Source organism: Vibrio sp. KUL70, from assembly GCF_059725515.1.
Genome location: NZ_AP045834.1, coordinates 2,788,543 through 2,809,387, shown reverse-complemented (window position 1 = coordinate 2,809,387; position 20,845 = coordinate 2,788,543). Strand labels below are relative to the sequence as shown.

Below are 20,845 nucleotides of genomic sequence, written 5' to 3'. Positions count from 1 at the left end.
CAAACCCTTGTACTCTAGACTAAAAACTTAGCTTTCGTTTATTAACGCTTATTTAACCAATAATCACAACCCTTATATAAGCAACGAAATGCTTGGCATGTCAGGAGTTGGTATGGGTTCGTCATTAGTTACAGGTATAGATATAAACAATCACAGCATAAAAGCGGTGGTGTTAAAGCCCGTTGGAGAGTTATATGCCTTAGTGGGGTACAAAGAACTGCCTATTACGGACGACATTTTCACAGATAACCACACCTTGGAGTATCAGAAAACTGTAAAGAAACTCAAAGAACTTAGGAGAGGCTTACCATTTGGCTGTCGTCATGCCGCTATCTCTGTCCCAGATAATACCGTGATTAGCAAAGTCTTGCAGATAGAAAGTGACCTAGAAGACCGAGAAAAAGAGTTTTCTATCTACCAAACTTTTGCTCACCAATCGCCCTTTCCGATTGAAGAGCTGAGCTTGGATTTCATAAAACTGGACGATGAGCGATTTGGTAAAGGCTTAACCACTAGCTATCAAGTCTACGCGACGCGTAAAGAAGTAGTAGAAAGTCGCTCTTTAGCCTTATCTAAGGCAGGGTTTCAACCCATCGTTGTCGATACCCAAGCTCATGGTTTGCTTAACATTTGGCAGTTGGCTACTCGACTTTATCCTCAGAAGCAGAACTGGATGTTGGTCGATATAGGGGTAACGCAAACATCATTAGGGCTGATTTCTCAAAGCGGAGTGCCTTTTTTTAAAGATATCGCCTTCGGTACGCAAACTGTCAATCAAAGTGACTCTCGCAATGAGTTGACGATTAGCTTTGGCTCAGTTGAACAGAATCAAACTTTTACGATCAGTTTAATTGAGAAACTCAAACGGCAGTTGCAGCTTTATGCCTCAATCAATTCAATGCAGTCACTGAAAGGCATTTGGTTGACAGGTGAGGGTGCGGAAACTCCGTTATTGGCTGAGCATTTGGAGCGACATTTTCAGATCCCTTGTGAGTCACTCAACCCTTTGGCGCTATTTGAAAATAGGGCCTCTAATAAACGCTATAAGAGCATGGACCGTCACGCTTTTGGCATCGCGGCTGGTATTGCAGTCAGTGGGGTGAAGTGGCAAGGAGTGAAACATGTTGCATCAAATTAACCTCCTTCCCTGGCGTGATGAGTTGAGAGCACAGCACAAGAAACGCTTCATTCAACTGGTGATCTTAGGCATCTTGATAGCGGTGATGGGGCAGTGGGCTATCGGCTATTACTTCCAACAAGAGAAAGCACGTCAGCAAGCGCGTCTTAACTATCTTGATCAATATATTGGCCAGCTTGATAAACAGATTCGAGCTTTGAAAGCGGCAGAGCGTGAGCACAAAGCGATTTTAACGCGCTTAGATGTCGTTGAGTCACTTCAGTCTGGCCGCAACAAAACCACCCACTTTATGAATCTGATGCCTGAACTTATTCCTGAAGGGGTGTACGTCGATAAGATAAAAATGAACGGACAAGAGATAGAGGTGTCGGGTATCAGTGATAGCACAGCACGGCTTGCCACCATGCTCGATAACTTAGAGCGCTCTCCTTTACTTGAGAACGTCGAAATGCACTCCATTGTGCACAATCGCAAGCGTTTCAATAAAGAATTTCAAACCTTTAAAGTCTCATTTGGCTTTGTCTCTCCTGCTGTAGAACAGACGCAAGTACTGAATAGAGCCAAAGGGGGATCAGATGGTTAATTTGCAAGATCTCGATGTTGATGAAATTACGGAATGGCCGTTGCTGCCTCAGTTGTTGGTGATTGCTTTACTGATGCTGATCGTTCAAGGCTTTGGTACTTGGTTTTATGTGCTGCCACTCAATGATGAGTTGGATCAGATGAGGCAGCAAGAGCAGACTTTAAAGACCACTCTTCGTATTAAAGCCAATAAAGTGGCGACTTTGCCCGCGCTTCAGAATCAACTCGATGAATTGACCAGTCGCTACGACTACTTACTCGAACAACTGCCAGTTCAAAAAGAGTTGGCGAGCATGCTGGCCTCTGTGAATGAGCTCGGTTTAGACAATCATCTCACTTTTACTCGCATTGACTGGGGTGAAAAACAGAACAAGGCGTTTCTGTATCGATTGCCTTTGAATATTGAACTCACGGGTGACTACCACGATATCGGTGAATTTTCTGCGGCGATTGCCAAGTTGCCTCGCATCATTAGCTTTGATGACGTGACCTGGCAAAGAGTCAGTCAAGAGAGTAGTACTCTGCATTTTCGTGTTCGCGCATACACCTATCAATTTAAGGCGGAGGTGAAAGATGAGTCTCGTTAGAGTGCTGCTAGTACTGCTGATTTTTTCTACGGTCGTCGGGTGTAAAGCGAACCAAGACTCTTTAGAGGAGTTTGTTGTACAGGTAGAGGCAAGAGCACGCAAAGACGTCGAGCAGCTAAGTCCTGCTTCCGAGTTCATTGCCGCGAAATATCAGCAAAGGGCGCATCGTCCACCCTTTGAACTGCCCAAAGAGGCGCTCGTACTGACTCAGCCCAAAGCGAAAAAAGATTGTTGGCAGCCAACGCGACGCAGTCGTACGGGCAAGTTAGAGAAATATCCGCTGGAACAGTTACGGCTCAAGGGAGTAATCGGCAGCGGCAGTCAAATCTCTGGGCTTGTTCAAACTCCCAAAGGAAACGTCGTTAAGGTGCATAAAGGCCAATTTATCGGCTTGAACAGTGGGCGCATTGCGAAAGTCACCAGTCAGTACGTATTGATTAATGAAACCCTTCCAGATGGTCTAGGTTGTTGGCATCGACGCAATGTCCGCTTAGCTCTCAAATAAACCAACCACATGCCGTGGATAGAGATGTAGATATGATTAAAGGATTAAGTCGGTTATTGAGCCGAATGCAGCAAGCTGTTTTCGTCGTGTTACTATGTTGCGTCACGGTTGGGGTCAAAGCACAAACGCAACCTAATGAACTAAGGAGTATCGATTTTAGAGTTAATCAAGCGCGTGAAGCTGTGATTGTTATTCAGTTGGCCTCTAGTAGTACCGTTGTCGATGTGCAGAAAGCGCAAGAGGGACTCAGTATCGAGCTACTCAATACTCAAGTGGCGGATGACAAACTCTATCTTTTAGATGTGAAGGACTTTTCAACCTTGGTGGAGGAGATTGAGGTGTTTAGAGAAACGCCGAGCACTCGCTTGTTCGCAAGCATTAATGCTGACTATGACTATGAGTATCAGATTAACGGGCGTGAAATTGAGGTGGTGATCAGCGCCCCTGCAATGGTTGAGGATGAGCCGAAGCAGAGTATTCTCGACAGAGAGGGTAAGCTGATTTCGATTAACTTCCAAGATATCCCTGTACGCAATGTATTGCAGCTTATCGCTGACTATAACGATTTTAACTTGGTGGTGTCTGATTCTGTAACTGGCAATCTGACTTTGCGTCTGGATGGCGTGCCGTGGCAGCAAGTTCTGGATATTATTCTTCAGGTCAAAGGGCTCGATAAGCGAGTCGATGGCAATGTGATACTGGTAGCTCCGAGAGCCGAACTCGATTTGAGAGAGCAACAAGTTCTTGAAAAATCGAAACTAGAGCAAGAGCTAGGGGAGTTGAAATCAGAGATCATTAAAATCAACTTTGCCAAAGCCACAGATATTGCCGATATGATTGGTGGTGATGGAACCGTTAGCATGCTCTCTGATAGAGGCAGTATTACCATTGATGAACGCACCAACTCGTTATTGATTAGAGAGCTTGCTGACAACATTTCGGTGATCCGAGAGATCATCGAGTCTCTCGATATTCCAGTAAAACAGGTTCAGATTGAAGCGAGAATCGTCACTGTCACTGAAGGTAATCTAGATGAGCTTGGTGTACGTTGGGGTGTGTCATCAACCAATGGCAGCTTTAAAGTCGGAGGCTCGATTGAAAGTAACTATCCGACAATCCAGCCCTATAACAGTGGTGATAGCGGTGATGACTCTAGTGCGCTTGATAACTATCTCAACGTCAATCTCGGCGCTGCCTCTCCGAATGCATCGAGTATTGCTTTTCAAGTGGCCAAACTAGGCTCTGATACACTGCTTGATTTGGAGTTGTCGGCACTGCAACAAGAGTCAAAAGCGGAGATCATCTCTAGCCCTCGTCTAATCACAACCAATAAGAAGCCTGCTTATATTGAGCAGGGGACAGAAATCCCCTATTTAGAGTCGTCGTCGAGCGGCGCAACATCGGTAGCATTTAAGAAGGCGGTATTGAGTCTCAAGGTGACGCCACAGATAACCCCAGATAATCGCTTGGTGTTGGATCTTAGCGTGACCCAAGACAGACCCGGACAAGTGGTTAAAACCGGTACGGGTGAAGCGGTGGCAATAGATACTCAGAGAATTGGTACTCAGGTTCTGGTCAACAACGGAGAAACCGTCGTCTTGGGAGGGATTTTTCAACATAGTGTGAGTAATACCGTAGATAAGGTGCCAGTTCTTGGGGATTTACCGCTTTTAGGCGCATTATTTCGCCGAAGCTATGAAAATGTAGGGAAAAGTGAGCTGTTGATCTTTGTTACACCTAAAGTTGTGATTCAGTAATGGACAATTAGATTAAAAATAAAGTTGCATTAGTGGCACCTAACCTTGATAATTTCGGGTCTTATCACGAATTATCTGTGAGGAATCGGTGCCACGGGCCTTTTAATTTCAGTATTACTACTGACCTACCTTGTGGCGATGTCATTGAATTAACGTTGTAAATTACTGCTAAACATGGCTGAGAAACGCAATATTTTTCTTGTTGGCCCAATGGGTGCCGGCAAAAGTACAATTGGTAGACACCTAGCTTCCCAACTGCACATGGAGTTTCTGGACTCTGATACTGTAATCGAAGAGCGCACTGGCGCAGACATCGCTTGGGTATTTGATGTAGAAGGTGAAGAAGGTTTCCGTAAACGCGAAGAATCTGTAATCAACGATCTGACAGAAGAGCAAGGTATTGTTCTTGCGACAGGCGGTGGTTCAGTAATGAGCAAAGAAAATCGCAACCGTCTATCTGCACGAGGTATTGTTGTTTACCTTGAAACAACAATTGAAAAGCAACTTGCGCGCACAAACCGCGACAAGAAGCGCCCTCTACTTCAAACGGATAACCCGCGTGATGTGCTAGAAGATCTAGCAATGACTCGCAACGCACTCTACGAAGAAGTGGCGGACTACACAGTTCGTACTGACGATCAAAGTGCAAAAGTGGTAGCCAACCAGATCGTAAAAATGCTAGAAGAACGTTAAGTTCAATTTTTCGGAGAGCAAACCATGGAACGGATTACGGTCAATCTAGCTGAGCGTAGCTACCCAATCTCTATCGGCGCCGGGTTATTTGAAGACCCGGCGTACCTTTCTTTTTTATCAGGCAAACAAAAAGTCGTTGTGATCACTAATGTCACAGTTGCGCCTTTGTATGCGGATAAAATTTTATCGCTTTTAAGTGATGTTGGCTGTCAGGCGTCTCTGCTAGAGCTGCCTGATGGCGAGCAATACAAGACGCTTGAAACCTTTAACACCGTAATGAGCTACATGCTTGAAGGAAATTACAGCCGCGATGTGGTCGTGATTGCTTTAGGTGGCGGTGTGATTGGTGACCTTGTCGGCTTTGCGGCGGCTTGTTACCAGCGCGGTATTGATTTCGTTCAGATTCCAACAACTCTGCTTTCACAAGTTGACTCGTCGGTAGGGGGTAAAACTGCGGTTAACCACCCTATGGGTAAAAACATGATCGGTGCTTTCTATCAACCGAAATCAGTGATCATTGATACCAACTGTCTATCGACTCTACCTGAGCGCGAGTTTGCGGCGGGTATTGCTGAAGTGATCAAGTATGGCATCATCTACGACGAAGCCTTCTTTAGCTGGCTCGAAGAGAACCTAGAAAAGCTATATCAACTCGACGAACAAGCACTAACCACGGCGATTGCTCGTTGTTGTGCGATTAAAGCTGAAGTCGTGGAGCAAGATGAGAAAGAGTCAGGAATCCGTGCGTTATTGAACCTAGGTCATACATTTGGTCATGCGATTGAAGCAGAACTAGGCTATGGTAATTGGCTACACGGTGAAGCGGTTTCATCTGGCACTGTGATGGCGGCGAAAACAGCGCAGCTGCAGGGCTTGATTACTGAGCAACAACTTGAGCGTATTATCTCTATACTCAAGAGTGCTAAGTTGCCGATTCATACTCCAGAAAGCATGTCTTTTGAAGACTTCATGAAGCACATGATGCGCGATAAAAAAGTGCTCTCTGGTCAGCTCCGCCTTGTTCTACCAACCAGTATTGGTACAGCAGAGGTGGTTGCCGATGTACCTCAGGACATCATCAAACAAGCGATTGATTTCTGTCGTACGCTTTAAGCAAGAAGTCACGTTACTCTGAACCGTTCTGTGGTTCAGAGTGACAATCTCGATGTTTGGTTGATTTGTCAGTAGGGAAGCCTAATGAGTTTAGCTCATGAATTAAGAGTATTGGAGTTAGAGTCTCAGGTTGAGCTGCTAGAGCGGTTGCAACTGCTCACCAATTTTGGTTCAAACTTAGTGACTGTAGCGGGGAAGCCCGGTTCAGGAAAAACATGGTTAGCGCAACGCTACCTTGAAGCTTGGGCGACCGACAAAAACCAATGCCTACTGTTTTGCCACCCCAATCAAGACGACCAACAACATCGTGCGCTTATCCTAAGCCAAATTGTATCTGATCCTCTTTTTAATCAACATGACACCCTAAGTGATAGCTTAACGCGAATCCTCGATGGCAATTCGTGTGATGTAGTGATAGTGGTTGATAATGCCCACCGCTTATCGGAAGTATTAGTATCGGAGCTGTGGTTGTTGGTGCTTGAAGCGCAAAATAACCCTCAATGGACGATTAATGTCGTTCTATTTTCAGAAGTGGGGCATTTAGATTCTCTCTTAACTCGTTTGAGTTATGGGCAAGATCATAAACCTATTGACCTTGAGATTGAGCCTCTATCAGAGCAAGAGGCGGTGCAGTTTTTTGAGTCGCTGGTGGTGCGTTATGTGGAAGACGATATGGAAAATCGGGTACGAAGCGCATTTAGGAAGGCTGCGCCTCTGCCGGGGGAGTTAATGGCTCTAGGAGAGTTAAAAGTGGAAAAAAGGATTATTATTCGCTCAATTATTGGCTCACCAACCAACATCGCAATTTTGGTGGCTTTGTTATTGGTTGTGATTGGTGGCGGTTACTGGTGGATGCTTAGCCAGTCAACCCCTGACGATAAAGCCGAATCTCTGATCGCCCCAATTGAGCAGACGGCGATTCCGACCTTTGAAACCAAAGAAAACCAAAATGACGAGAATTTGGAAGATGTGACTGCGCCAAATTCTGATAGTGATGCTCGTTATGTTGGGGCGGAAGATGATACCTCTTCTCTACCTCCAGTAGTGGTTGAAGAGACTGTCAGCGTTGGGGCAGAGCAAGATACTCAGCAACGTGTTGTTATTACTTCGGACGTTGTTGATGCGCTTCTAGAAGGTAAGCCAGAGACAGTCGATACCCAGAACATCGATGATGCGGTTGAGGCAAATAGTTCTCAAACTCGCGATGAAGTCATTGCTCCGTCTCAGGCAGCGCTTGAAGCTGCCAGTGATGATGAAGGTGTTGCTCGTGAACAAGCGGAACTAGCTGCCCAAGAAGCGGCACAAGCTCCCGCGAAAACCATCACTTTCTCGTTTGCGAGGGATGAACTTAAAGCCTTATCACCACGTGCCTATACCCTGCAGTTAGGTGCGATGACCGAACTTGAAGATGTTCAGTCTTTCATTGAGCAGTATGACATTGCGGATGAGGTGCGTATCTACCCAACGGTTCGTAATGATGTCGAGTGGTTCATTGTCACCTACCAAGATTATCCAACCATTCAAATGGCGCGAGATGCGGTAGAGTCACTATCAAAAGACTTACAAGCACTGGAACCTTGGGCAAAATCGATGAATCAAGTGCATCGAGAGATAGAACGTGCGAAATAACGCTGAGCTTCGCCTCAAAATATGTTACATTCCGCAGCCTTATTTTTGAGTTGATAGATAGAGCAGTAAATGAAAAAGCAGCGTGCCTTTCTAAAATGGGCTGGTGGTAAATATGGCCTAGTAGAAGATATCCAACGCCACTTGCCGCCTGCTCGTAAATTGGTGGAACCATTTGTTGGTGCCGGCTCAGTGTTTCTGAACACGGATTATGACCAATATTTACTGGCTGACATCAATCCCGATCTGATCAACTTATACAATCTCCTCAAGACCGAGCCTGAGACCTACATTACAGAAGCAAAACGCTGGTTTTGTCCTGAAAATAACCGCAAAGAAGCGTACTTAGATATTCGTGCACAATTCAACAATACGGATAACGTGATGTACCGTTCGTTGGCATTTTTGTACATGAACCGCTTTGGTTTTAATGGCTTATGTCGTTACAACAAAAAAGGTGGTTTTAACGTGCCGTTCGGATCTTACAAGAAGCCTTACTTCCCAGAAGCTGAGCTAGAGTTTTTTGCTGAAAAAGCCAAGAAAGCGACATTTGTTTGCGAAGGCTACAGCGAAACTTTTAGTCGTGCTCGTAAAGGGTGTGTGGTGTATTGTGACCCCCCTTATGCACCGCTTTCCACTACGGCTAATTTTACCTCTTATGCAGGGAATGGCTTTTCACTGGATGACCAAGCTGCACTCGCTGATATTGCTGAGAAAACCGCAATCGAGCGTGGTATTCCAGTGTTGATCTCTAATCACGACACCACTTTGACACGTCGTCTGTACCACGGTGCAGATCTTAACGTTGTGAAAGTAAAACGTACCATCAGCCGTAACGGAGCAGGGCGGAATAAAGTCGACGAGCTACTGGCGCTGTTTCATGCAGAGAAAAAGCAACAAGCAGCACAATAGTCGTATTTTGATGAGTCAAGATGCTAATTTGGTTGGTAGATCTTTTGACTTGGCACTTTGATAAACAATTCCCTTGAACTGCTAGGATCTCTTTCATCGGTTAGGTAGAATTGCGCACCAGATAGTCTTGGGATTGAGTCTTGTATTTGTGTATGAGATGCCACCAAGGCGGTGTATTCGCATATTTTACTCACTCTTAAGAGGTCTGGTATGAAAGATTTTCTAATCGCTCCATCTATTTTGTCTGCAGATTTTGCTCGTCTTGGTGAAGACGTAGAACGTGTTCTTGCAGCGGGTGCTGACGTTGTGCACTTTGATGTGATGGATAACCACTACGTACCAAACCTGACTTTTGGTGCGCCTATCTGTAAAGCGCTTCGAGATTACGGTATTACAGCACCAATCGACGTACACTTAATGGTGAAGCCTGTTGATAACATCGTGCCTGATTTCGCTAAAGCGGGCGCATCGATGATCACTTTCCACGTTGAAGCTTCTGAGCACATCGACCGCACACTGCAGCTTATTAAAGAGCACGGCTGTAAAGCGGGTGTAGTTCTAAACCCAGCGACACCGCTTTCTTGCCTAGACTACATCATGGACAAGGTTGACTTGATTCTACTGATGTCGGTAAACCCAGGCTTTGGTGGTCAATCTTTCATTCCGCACACCTTAGATAAGTTACGCGCTGTTCGTAAGATGATCGATGAATCAGGCCGCGATATCCGCCTTGAGATTGATGGTGGTGTAAAAGTGGATAACATTCGCGAAATTGCAGAAGCGGGCGCAGATATGTTTGTTGCAGGTTCTGCAATTTTCAACCAGCCAGATTACAAAGAAGTGATCGATGAGATGCGTGCAGAGCTTGCAAAAGTTAACGCATAAAAGTAGAACTAGGGTCTGTTGACCTAAACTAATGAATTTAGATAAAGGGGCTAATTGGCCCCTTTTTTACGTCTTATTGTTCAACACATGAGACGAATATAATTAATAGGAAAGTAAGATGTCATTAAGCTCAATAAAACTGATCGCCTTTGATTTGGATGGAACCTTGTTAGACAGCGTGCCTGACTTGGCAGTAGCTGCTGACCAAGCTTGTCAGGAGCTAGGCTTCCCTTCAGTGAGTGAAGAACAAGTTCGTGATTATGTAGGTAATGGTGCTGACGTACTGATCGGGCGTTCACTGAGCCGCAACCTAACTGTCGATCCAAGCTTAGAGCCAGAGCTGCTGAAAAAAGCACGAATCTTGTTTGATGATTTCTACGAGCAGGGCGGCCATAAGCTGAGCCATCTTTACCCATCAGTAAAAGAGACACTGGCTGAGCTGCATAAAGCGGGCTTCACTATGGCATTGGTAACTAACAAGCCATCGAAGTTTGTGCCAGATGTGCTAGCGCAGCACGGTATCGATAAATACTTTGTTGATGTGCTGGGTGGCGACTCGTTCCCTGAAAAGAAACCAAACCCAGTAGCGCTAAACTGGCTGCTAGAAAAGCACAACGTAAAAGCGGATGAAATGCTGATGGTCGGTGACTCAAGCAATGACATCAAAGCGGCGAAGAATGCAGGTTGTCACTCGTTTGGTCTGACTTACGGTTACAACCATGGTGAGCCTATTTCAGCATCAAACCCTGACTATGTGGCCGATAGTGTTGCTCAATTACTAGATGTCGTTCTCGTTTCGGCATAATGCGGACAAAAGTTAGCTAACCTACTAGCAAAATACTTGTCAATGAGTACACTGGATGAGCCGTACAGAAAGAGCTGTGCGGCTTTTCTATATTTAAGTTAAGAAGCTAAGCCATCAATTGACTTAGCGAATAAGCAAAGGAATTAAAACCATGAGCAAGCCCATTGTATTGAGTGGTGTTCAACCATCAGGTGAACTAAGTATCGGTAACTACTTGGGTGCTCTACGTCAATGGCAACAGATGCAAGATGACTACGATTGCCAATACTGTGTTGTAGACCTTCATGCGGTTACGGTTCGTCAAGATCCTAAAGCGCTGCATGAAGCGACTCTAGACGCACTAGCTATCTGTCTTGCTGTCGGTGTTGACCCAAAGAAGAGCACGCTATTTGTTCAGTCACACGTACCAGAGCATGCTCAACTTGGTTGGCTTCTTAACTGTTACACGCAGATGGGTGAACTAAGCCGTATGACTCAGTTCAAAGACAAATCTGCGCGTCACTCAAACGATGTAAACGTAGGTCTGTTTGATTACCCAGTCCTGATGGCTGCAGATATCCTGCTTTACGGTGCTCATCAAGTACCAGTAGGTAGCGACCAGAAGCAGCACCTGGAGCTAGCGCGTGATATTGCAACTCGCTTCAATAACATCTACTCTCCAGAGCAGCCAATCTTCGAAGTGCCAGAGCCGTACATCCCAACCGTGAATGCACGTGTCATGAGCCTACAAGATGCAACCAAGAAGATGTCTAAGTCTGATGACAACCGCAAGAACGTGATTACTCTGCTGGAAGAGCCTAAGTCGATCATCAAGAAGATCAATAAAGCGCAAACCGATGCGGAGATGCCACCACGCATTGCTCATGATTGGGAAAACAAAGCAGGTATCTCTAACCTGATGGGTCTGTACTCAGCAGCCACAGGTAAAACGTTTGAAGAGATTGAAGCGCAATACCAAGGCGTAGAGATGTACGGTCCATTCAAGAAAGACGTTGGCGCAGCTATCGTTGAGATGCTAGAACCCATTCAAGCTGAATATCGTCGCATCCGTGAAGATCGCGCTTACATGGACGCCGTAATGAAAGCGGGTGCAGAAAAAGCCTCTGAGCGCGCTGCGGTAACGCTGAAGAAAGCGTACGAAGCGGTGGGTTTTGTGACTCGCCCATAGGGTGAATGAAAACCTTCTGCAATAAATCTAAGCCCAAAGTGACCGTGTTTACTTTGGGCTTTTTAGTGCTCGTTCGATATAAGCCTCCCTCAATGGTACTGTTTGAATTGATTAATGGCTGCCATATTTACGAGTTCTATACTGTGCAGAAGGTCTTATTGATTAGGCTTGAGGTCTATAAAATTTCACTCATTTCTGTTTTTGTTGGAAATATATAGCGTGCCAAACAATTAACGATTCCAAAGTGATAAGTTCCCCATTTTCTTGCCAACTGACTTATTCCTTTCATAAATAAACCTGATAGTTACCACAAAATACATGACTGACCTTAAATGGCAGTAATTATAAATCGAAGAACTCAGGTGAAACGGATGGCTTTTTTACACAAACCTTCACTGCTAGCAGTGGCAATTGGTAGCTTGCTAACCACAAGCGCGCACGCTGATTTGTTTATTTCACAATACGTGGAAGGCGGCAGCTACAACAAAGCGGTTGAGATCGCCAATAACGGCGACAGCAGCATTAATTTAGATGGTTATTCACTGGCTAAATCAGCGAATGGCAACGGATCATGGGGCGCCACTTTACCTTTAGATGGCCACGTTTTAGCGCCTGGTGAGGTACTTGTTGTCGCGCACAGTAGTGCAAGCGATGAAATCAAAGCGGTTGCTGACATTCTCAATGCTTCACTGGCTAACCACAATGGTGATGATCCGTTGGCTATCTTGAATGCAGACGCAAGTGTGTTGGACATGGTTGGCGTGATGGGCGATGTCGACTGGGGTAAAGATGTTACCTTAGTTCGCGCTGAACAAACCCCATCGACGGCGTTTGATGCTTCACAATGGGTGTCGTTACCAAAAGATAGCATTGAAGGCTTAGGTTCTTTAGATAATGTTGAGTTACCAGAAGCCTTTGCTTGTACGCAAGACGGCGCTGCTCCAGTATTTACCACCATTCAAGCAATCCAAGGTGAGGGTGCAACATCGCCGTTCATCGATGGCTACCCGTACATCACCGACGATGAGTATTTCGTAAAAGGGGTGGTAAGCGCGGTCACTACCGGCCTAACTAAAGGTTTCTACCTGCAAGCTCTTGAGGATGACTTCAACCCAAGCACTTCGGAAGGTCTATTCGTTCACACCAACCAATCTAGCTCTGAATTAGCTGCAGGCGATGTGGTGTGTGTAAAAGGTAAAGTACAAGAATACTACAACCACACTCAGCTTAAAGTTGAGAACAATCAATGGCTAAAGTTGGGTGAGCGGCAGGCGCCTCTAGCAACAGCCATTGAAGTATTAGACAGAGATGAGAACTTCTCAGCAACGTTAGAGCGCTATGAAGGCACGTTGGTGAAAACAACCGACGCGCTTGATATGCGTGTAACGCGTACTTTCGGTTATGATTATGCCGGTCGTCGTAACAACATGGTTTTGGCGCATGAGCGTATCAACATGCAACCAAACCAACTTTTCGCAGCAGGTTCTGATGAAGCGAAACAGCAAACAGAAGACAATGCAGATCGTCGTCTCTTTGTAGAGACCGACCAAAAAGCGGGTGATGGACAAGTTCCTTTCTATCCAGACTTTGGTCGTACCGACATCGACCAAGATGGATCAACGGAAGATTATATCCGTATTGATGATACTATTATTGGTCTAGAAGGTGTGTTGACCTACAGCTACGGCGAGTACCGTTTAATTACCACTAACCAAATCACGGCGGAAAACTTCGTTCGCAACGACCCGCGTACCGACAAACCAGATATGGAGGAAGGCGACCTACGTATCGCGACCTTCAATGTACTGAACTACTTCAACTCTCCATTTGGCGGCGATGCTAACCAGCATGGCGATAACCGTGGTGCAAACACCATCACTGAGTTTGAAGTGCAACAAGAGAAGATTGTAAACGCGATTCTTCGCTTGGATGCTGACATCATCGGCTTGATGGAAATCGAGAATAACGGTTTTGGTGAAGGTTCGGCAATTCAACAGCTTGTGAATCAACTGAACGATCGTATTGAGCATAAGAGAGACCGTTACACCTTTGTTGCCGTCGACTCGAATGGAGATGGTATTACCGACGAAATGGACTCGATCGGCACTGATGTGATTACTACGGGTGTTATCTACCGTAAGAAGGTGGTTAAGCTTAAAGACAGCCGCGTAATCGCGATGCCAAGCCAGCAGGCACCAGAGGTGCTAGACGACTCAGGTAAGGTGATTGAAGATGGTAAGAACTACCAACGTGACTCATTGGCGCCAACCTTTAAGGTGAAGGGCACCAAAGAGAAACTGACAGTCGCGATTAACCACTTTAAATCGAAAGGTTCTAAGTGTTGGGAAGATGCAGCTCCTGTTGAGCAAGGCGGTCAAGGTGGTGTCGATGCCGATAAGCAAGGCTCATGTGAGAACTTCCGTGTTGCAGCGGCGGTTGCACTGGGCGAAGCACTCGATGGCATCAAAGGCCACAAAGTGATTCTGGGTGATATGAACTCGTATGGCATGGAAGATCCAATGCTGGTGCTAACAGATTACTCTGAAGAGAAGTACGGTAAGCAGATCAAAGCAGCGCGTAACACTTACATTAATGGCGTTGAGCAGTTTGGTGATAACGGTGCGGTGATTACTAAGAACTACGGCTATGTTAATGCGGTCGCGCAGAAGCACCCAGACAGCTGGAGCTACTCATACAATGATGAAGTGGGTGCGTTAGACCACCTGTTGGTGAGCGAGAGCTTAAAAGACATGGTGGTCGACGCGACCGATTGGCATATCAATGGTGGTGAATCGACGCTGTTTGATTACAACGAAGAGTACAAAGGCGACCTGCCTAAGTACCAAGACCACTTCCGCTCATCGGATCATGATCCAGCGGTTCTTGAGCTAAAAGTCGGTGGTTCATTTGGCCTTGGCGCATTGATGTCACTGTTTGGCTTAGCGATATGGCGTCGCCGTAAGTCGTGAGCACCTCGTTTAATTGCAAACGATAAAAAGTGAACGCCCGTGCCCAAGTTCGGGGGAACTCACCGTTATCTGTAAACAATTAAGGTCAATTTAGGTTGGCCTTAATTGTTGCTCAAATGCAGTTTCCACTTGCCTTTCGCTATGGGTATTGCACAATACCGCCCCTATACCTCCCAATCATTTAGTATTTAGCAAACGATTTCACTCATGTTACTGATCATCGACAACTACGACTCTTTTACCTACAACCTGTACCAATACTTTTGTGAGTTGGGCGCAGAGGTTAAGGTTGTGCGCAATGATGAGATTGATATTGCCGGTATAGAAGCGCTCAAGCCAAGCCACCTTGTGATCTCCCCTGGGCCATGTACGCCTGATGACGCGGGTGTTTCGCTTGCTGCGATTGAATACTTTGCGGGTAAGCTGCCTATCTTAGGTGTGTGTCTTGGTCATCAAGCCATCGCACAGGTGTTTGGTGGCGAAGTGGTTCGTGCTAGACAAGTGATGCATGGTAAAACCTCGCCTATTCGTCATACGGGTAAGAGTGTTTTTCAAGGGCTGAACAATCCGTTAACGGTGACTCGCTACCACTCTTTAGTCGTGAAAAACGGTACTTTGCCGGACTGTTTTGAGCTGACATCTTGGACTGAGTTTGAAGATGGTCGTATGGACGAAATCATGGGCTATCAGCATAAGACTTTGCCGATCGACGCAGTACAATTTCACCCTGAATCGATTAAAACAGAGCAAGGGCACCAACTGCTTGCTAATTTTCTAGCGCGCTGAGCGTTTGAATCCTTCTGACATCGATCACCTTTTATAACATTTGTAGACGTGAAGTATGCTTTTTCTGTCTATGCAAAGTTATTCGCGTTATTTCCTCTCGATCCTCTCTCAGAGCTTGTTCTACCTGCACTTCTCCATTCTTAAAGCACGTATAAGCAAAAAAAGCTTCATAAAATAGATACCTTGATGCATAAATAGTCATAGGTAGTAACGTTCGCCTAGCTGTTTAGCATGGCGAAAGAATAATCTACTATTGAAAAGGTTAATTAAATGTAAATATAATGCTGCAGCAGGATAATGGCGAGACAAAATACCTTTGCCTCGGATATGAACCATTACGCTTATTTTGCGAAGCTTGCAGTATCGAGAAGGAATGTGTGATGACAGTGGAAAATAATGTGGAACGTAGTCTATTTGATGAGGTCATGGTGCCTTGTTACAACCCTATGGAAATGATCCCAGTAAAAGGGGAAGGGGCACGCGTTTGGGATCAGCAGGGTCGTGAATACATCGACTTCGCTGGTGGTATTGCGGTGAGCTGTTTGGGTCACTGTCACCCAGCTATGGTTGACGCTGTGACTGAACAAGCAAATAAGCTGTGGCACTTAAGTAACGTGATGACCAATGAGCCAGCACTGCGCCTAGCTAAAAAGCTAACAGACTTATGTTTTGCAGAAAAAGCATTCTTTGCAAACTCAGGTGCAGAAGCGAACGAAGCAGCATTGAAACTTGCTCGTCGTTGGGCTGCCGACGTTCATGGTCCAGAAAAATCTGAGATCATCGCATTCAAACAGGGTTTTCACGGTCGTACCTTCTTTACGGTTACTGTGGGCGGTCAAGCTGCATACTCAGACGGTTTTGGTCCTAAGCCGGGTGATGTCACACATCTTCCGTACAATGATATCGAAGCACTAAAAGCGCATATCTCTGATCGCACTTGTGCCATCATGATGGAGCCTCTGCAAGGCGAAGGCGGCATCATTTCTCCTACATCAGAATTTGTGAACACGGTGCGTGAACTGTGTGATAAGCACAATGCGCTGTTGATTTTCGATGAAGTACAAACAGGTAACGGTCGTACGGGTAATTTCTACGCTTACCAAGGTTTAGGTGTAACTCCGGATATCTTGAGCACTGCAAAATCACTTGGTGGTGGTTTCCCAATCGGTGCGATGCTAACAACTAACGAGCTAGCACCACACCTAAAAGTGGGCACTCATGGTTCAACTTACGGCGGTAACCCACTGGCATGTGCGGTTGCAGAAGCGGTTGTTGATGTTGTTAGTCAACCTGAAACTCTAGAAGGCGTGAAGGTACGTGAAGCTCTATTCCGTGAAGGCTTAGAGAAGATTAATGAAAAATATCAAATCTTTAGTGAAGTTCGTGGTAAAGGCTTGCTACTTGGTGCGGCTCTGAATGACGATTGGCAAGGCCGTGCGCGTGACGTACTAGTTGCTGCGGGCAAAGAAGGTCTTATGGTGTTGGTTGCCGGTGCAAACGTTGTTCGTTTCACACCTTCACTTGTGATCACTAAAGAAGAAATTGAAGAGGGCTTAGCAAAACTAGATAAAGCAATTGCTTCGCTAGTATAAGCCTCAAGCGGCGTCATAGGAATGATCGCCACAAGAGCGATCTCATGACGCACAGCTCAAGGCCCAAGCTTAATGTTTTGGGCCTGTTTTGCATCTGGAGGGAATAATGATGCTTGTTGTACGCCCAATTAAATTATCTGATTACGATGCGCTACACACCTGTGCGGTCGAGTCAGGACATGGATTTACATCTCTTCCGGTTAACGAAGAACTGTTAACCAATCGAATTACACACTCTGAATACAGCTTTGCCAAAGAAAACGTAACTGAGCCGGGTGACGAAGGTTACCTAATGGTTGGTTTTGACGTTGAGACGGGTGAAGTTGCTGGCACGACGGGCATTGAAGCCTCGATTGGCTGGGATGTGCCTTTCTACTCATACCACATCAGTAAAGTGGTGCACTCTTCTCAGCGACTTAAAGTAAATAACGTCGTTAAGCTACTGACTTTTGGTAATAACTACACAGGTTGCAGTGAGATTTGTACGCTGTTCTTGCGCCCTGATTACCGTAAAGGATTAAACGGTCGCCTAATGTCTAAGTGTCGCTTCCTACTTATGGCAGAACACCCAGAAAGATTCTCAAAAACCATTTTTGCTGAAATGCGTGGTGTATCTGATGATGAGGGTAATTCACCATTCTGGAAGTGGCTTCAAGAGCACTTTTTCTCAATCGACTTTACGTTGGCGGACTATCTAACGGGTATTGGTAAGAAAGGCTTTATCGCTGACCTGATGCCTAAGCTGCCAATCTACATCAACCTATTGAGCCAAGAAGCGCAAGACGTGATTGGTCAAGTGCATGAGAAAACACGCCCAGCATTGAAACTGCTTGAGCGTGAAGGCTTTACTAACCGCGGTTACGTCGACATCTTCGATGCAGGCCCAACGGTTGAGTGTGATTTGCGTAATATCGAATCGGTGCGCCATTCAATTCGTGCTCAGGTGGAAATCAGTGAGCATGCAAGCTCTCAAGATTACCTGATTGGTAACACCTCATTTGAAAACTTCCGAGCGGTTGCGGCTAAAGGTGCTTATGACCAAGCTAGCGGCAAAGTGATCCTTGCGCCGAAGGTGGCCGAGGTGTTGGAAGTTAAAGAAGGCGATTTTGTTCGTATGTTGGCTCAATAGAGCTCGATGGTTAGTCAAAGAAGGATAGAAGTATGACTCAGTGGATTGCAGGGCAATGGGTAGCCGGTCAAGGCGAAGCGATGACATCAGTTAGCCCATACGACAACCAAGTAGTATGGAAGGGCGACAGTGCGACACCTGCTCAAGTTGAATCAGCGGTAGCTGCGGCACGTGAAGCGTTTCTGACTTGGAAGAAACTTAGCTTTGCTGAGCGTGAAGCGATAGTGCTTAAGTTTGCGGAAAAAGTGAAAGAGAACAGCGAAGAGATCGCACAAATCATTGCCAAAGAAACGGGTAAACCAATTTGGGAAACTCGCACTGAAGCGGGTGCGATGGCGGGTAAGATTGCTATCTCAATTCGTGCATATCACGACCGTACAGGTGAATCATCACGTGAAGCGGCAGGTAACCAGATCGTTTTGCGTCATCGCCCTCTAGGTGTCATGGCGGTATTTGGGCCTTACAACTTCCCGGGTCACCTGCCTAATGGTCATATTGTTCCTGCATTGCTATCGGGTAATACGATTGTATTCAAACCATCGGAGCAGACACCGTGGACAGGTGAGTTCGCGATGAAGCTTTGGCAAGAAGCTGGCCTACCTGCTGGTGTTATTAACCTTGTTCAAGGTGCTAAAGAGACAGGTATTGCGCTAGCGGATGCGAAAGGCATAGATGGCGTGCTATTTACGGGCAGCGCTAACACAGGTCACATACTGCACCGTCAGTTTGCGGGTCAACCGGGTAAGATGCTGGCACTAGAGATGGGGGGTAACAACCCTATGGTGATCAGCGAACACTTTGGTGACGTTGATGCTACGGTATACACCATTATCCAATCTGCCTTTATCAGTGCGGGTCAACGTTGTACTTGTGCACGTCGTCTGTATGTTCCTGTGGGTGAGAAAGGTGATCAACTGCTCGATAGTCTAGTGGCAGCAACCAAAAAGATTCGTGTAGACCAACCGTTCGCTGAGCCTGCTCCTTTCATGGGGCCACAAATCTCAGAAGCGGCGGCTAAGTTCATTCTAGATGCGCAAGCAAACCTGCAATCTTTAGGTGGCGTAAGCCTAGTAGAAGCGAAAGCTGGTGAAGCTGCATTCGTCACTCCGGGCATCATCGATGCAACTAACATTGCAGAGCTGCCAGACGAAGAGTACTTCGGCCCACTACTACAAGTGATTCGTTACAACTCATTAGAGCAAGCGGTTGAATTGGCGAACGACACCCGTTTTGGTTTGTCTGCAGGCCTTGTATCAACAGACGACTCTGAGTGGGAATACTTCGTTGATCACATCCGTGCAGGTATTGTTAACCGTAACCGTCAGCTAACAGGCGCAAGTGGTGACGCACCATTTGGTGGCCCAGGTGCTTCAGGCAACCTACGCCCGAGTGCTTACTACGCAGCGGATTACTGTGCATACCCAATGGCATCGATGGAAGGCCGTGAAACGCAGCTTCCAGCGACTTTCAGCCCTGGTATCGAGCTGTAGCAACAACGACCACCTACAACAAAAATCACAATGGGAGGTAGGGAAGTTTGACCTCCTTTGGATTATTCGCTGGGCGTCTGACCTAGCGAGATATAACAATAAAATAAGTATGTCACAAGCTGATGGCTGCTGACTTTGTCTCGCAGCCACACTCTTTCTAATCCAACTCTCTAGCTTGAGCTTGCTAGAACCCGACAAGGAGTCACCATGACACCCGATCTACTGTTCAAATCCCTCTGGGATGACTACATCGAACGCCTCTGCCCATCTGCTGAGAAGGTACATCAGCTGTTGAAAGAAGAGGAAGACCTTATCAATGATCACATTGCGTTGCGTACGTTTAATGTTGCGCCTTTGGGGATCGAGACGCTGGCTAAACCTTTCTTAGCACTTGGTTACAAAGCGTGTGGTGACTACCTGTTTGAAAGCAAGAAACTCGTGGCTAAGCACTTTGAACACCCAGATCCAACCCAACCCAAAGTGTTCATTAGTGAGCTGAAAGTGGAAGAGTGTTCGGTAGAGCTACAAGCGATCGTGGCTAAGTTGGTTGCGCAAGTGGATGCAAGCAAGCTAGAGGGGCAAGATTTCCTATATGGCGGTCGTCTGTGGGACTTGGATTTCCAAGATTACAAACAACTGGCGACAGAGAGCGAATACGCGTCTTGGTTGTCCGCGCATGGTTATGGTGCTAACCACTTTACCGTGAGTGTGAACCAGTTAAATGCGTTCTCTGAAGTGCAAGCCGTGAATGGTCATTTGAGTGAGTCCGGTTTTACAATCAACAGTGTTGGCGGCCAAGTGAAAGGCTCTCCAGAGGTGCTGTTAGAGCAGTCATCAACAATGGCAGATAAAGTGAAGGTAGAGTTCTCTGAGGGAACTGAATTGGTGCCTGGTGGCTTCTATGAGTTTGCTAAGCGCTACCCAATGGCGAATGGCGATCTCTACACCGGTTTTGTTGCAGCATCGGCTGACAAAATCTTTGAGAGTACCAACGGTTAAAGAAAGATATGAGCACGCGTTTGACTCTAGAGATACGGGTACGCTTCGCTTAACAAGGCGAAAGCCTTATGTGTTCCATTCGTACCTCGTATCTCGTATCTCGTATCTT

Annotated in this window: 17 protein-coding genes and 1 pseudogene; all 18 read left to right on the top strand. The window is 46.2% G+C overall.

Annotated features, from left to right (window positions below; all coding sequences use genetic code 11):
• The first annotated feature begins 112 nt into the window (after nt 1–112).
• Nucleotides 113–1,138, top strand: a complete 1,026-nt coding sequence (gene pilM, locus AC6I7V_RS12655) for a type IV pilus assembly protein PilM (protein WP_498010977.1) — start codon at nt 113–115, stop codon at nt 1,136–1,138.
• Nucleotides 1,122–1,721, top strand: a complete 600-nt coding sequence (locus AC6I7V_RS12650; protein WP_498010976.1) for a PilN domain-containing protein — start codon at nt 1,122–1,124, stop codon at nt 1,719–1,721. Before pilM ends, AC6I7V_RS12650 begins: the two co-directional genes overlap by 17 nt.
• On the top strand, nt 1,714–2,307 hold the full coding sequence (locus AC6I7V_RS12645; protein WP_498010975.1) for a type IV pilus inner membrane component PilO: 594 nt from the start codon (nt 1,714–1,716) through the stop codon (nt 2,305–2,307). The genes AC6I7V_RS12650 and AC6I7V_RS12645 overlap by 8 nt, the downstream gene beginning before the upstream one ends.
• Nucleotides 2,294–2,812, top strand: coding sequence for a pilus assembly protein PilP (locus AC6I7V_RS12640; RefSeq protein WP_498010974.1), 519 nt, complete (start codon nt 2,294–2,296; stop codon nt 2,810–2,812). The genes AC6I7V_RS12645 and AC6I7V_RS12640 overlap by 14 nt, the downstream gene beginning before the upstream one ends.
• A 125-nt stretch (nt 2,813–2,937) precedes the next feature.
• Nucleotides 2,938–4,569, top strand: a pseudogene (locus tag AC6I7V_RS12635) (type IV pilus secretin PilQ); the annotation flags it as partial.
• Between the two features lie 174 nt (nt 4,570–4,743).
• A complete protein-coding gene (aroK, locus tag AC6I7V_RS12630; protein WP_032550005.1) occupies nt 4,744–5,262 on the top strand; it encodes a shikimate kinase AroK in 519 nt (172 codons plus the stop codon).
• 24 nt (nt 5,263–5,286) lie between these two features.
• Complete coding sequence (gene aroB, locus AC6I7V_RS12625; RefSeq protein WP_498010973.1) at nt 5,287–6,375, top strand: 3-dehydroquinate synthase; 1,089 nt, start codon at nt 5,287–5,289, stop codon at nt 6,373–6,375.
• An 84-nt stretch (nt 6,376–6,459) separates the two neighbouring features.
• Entirely contained in the window at nt 6,460–8,004 is a 1,545-nt protein-coding gene (locus AC6I7V_RS12620) for an SPOR domain-containing protein (protein WP_498010972.1), read from the top strand.
• Between the two features lie 69 nt (nt 8,005–8,073).
• Nucleotides 8,074–8,913, top strand: a complete 840-nt coding sequence (locus AC6I7V_RS12615) for a Dam family site-specific DNA-(adenine-N6)-methyltransferase (RefSeq protein WP_498010971.1) — start codon at nt 8,074–8,076, stop codon at nt 8,911–8,913.
• A 210-nt stretch (nt 8,914–9,123) separates the two neighbouring features.
• On the top strand, nt 9,124–9,798 hold the full coding sequence (rpe, locus tag AC6I7V_RS12610) for a ribulose-phosphate 3-epimerase (protein WP_032550011.1): 675 nt from the start codon (nt 9,124–9,126) through the stop codon (nt 9,796–9,798).
• A 118-nt stretch (nt 9,799–9,916) separates the two neighbouring features.
• Nucleotides 9,917–10,603: a phosphoglycolate phosphatase gene (locus AC6I7V_RS12605; RefSeq protein WP_261882180.1), complete on the top strand. Its 687-nt coding sequence runs from the start codon at nt 9,917–9,919 to the stop codon at nt 10,601–10,603.
• A gap of 151 nt (nt 10,604–10,754) precedes the next feature.
• The gene (gene trpS, locus AC6I7V_RS12600; protein WP_032550015.1) at nt 10,755–11,771 is read left to right on the top strand and encodes a tryptophan--tRNA ligase; all 1,017 of its coding nucleotides are present in this window, start codon (nt 10,755–10,757) and stop codon (nt 11,769–11,771) included.
• A 371-nt stretch (nt 11,772–12,142) separates the two neighbouring features.
• The gene (locus AC6I7V_RS12595) at nt 12,143–14,740 is read left to right on the top strand and encodes an ExeM/NucH family extracellular endonuclease (RefSeq protein ID WP_498010970.1); all 2,598 of its coding nucleotides are present in this window, start codon (nt 12,143–12,145) and stop codon (nt 14,738–14,740) included.
• Between the two features lie 207 nt (nt 14,741–14,947).
• Nucleotides 14,948–15,526 carry an aminodeoxychorismate/anthranilate synthase component II gene (locus AC6I7V_RS12590; RefSeq protein ID WP_255229768.1) on the top strand — a complete coding sequence of 193 codons (579 nt, stop codon included), beginning with the start codon at nt 14,948–14,950 and terminating at the stop codon, nt 15,524–15,526.
• A gap of 380 nt (nt 15,527–15,906) precedes the next feature.
• Entirely contained in the window at nt 15,907–17,118 is a 1,212-nt protein-coding gene (locus AC6I7V_RS12585; protein WP_498010969.1) for an aspartate aminotransferase family protein, read from the top strand.
• A gap of 109 nt (nt 17,119–17,227) precedes the next feature.
• Nucleotides 17,228–18,247, top strand: a complete 1,020-nt coding sequence (astA, locus tag AC6I7V_RS12580) for an arginine N-succinyltransferase (RefSeq protein ID WP_498011682.1) — start codon at nt 17,228–17,230, stop codon at nt 18,245–18,247.
• Between the two features lie 32 nt (nt 18,248–18,279).
• Complete coding sequence (gene astD / locus AC6I7V_RS12575) at nt 18,280–19,737, top strand: succinylglutamate-semialdehyde dehydrogenase (protein ID WP_261882177.1); 1,458 nt, start codon at nt 18,280–18,282, stop codon at nt 19,735–19,737.
• 207 nt (nt 19,738–19,944) lie between these two features.
• On the top strand, nt 19,945–20,736 hold the full coding sequence (locus AC6I7V_RS12570) for a DUF1338 domain-containing protein (RefSeq protein ID WP_498010968.1): 792 nt from the start codon (nt 19,945–19,947) through the stop codon (nt 20,734–20,736).
• The last annotated feature ends 109 nt before the right edge of the window (nt 20,737–20,845 follow it).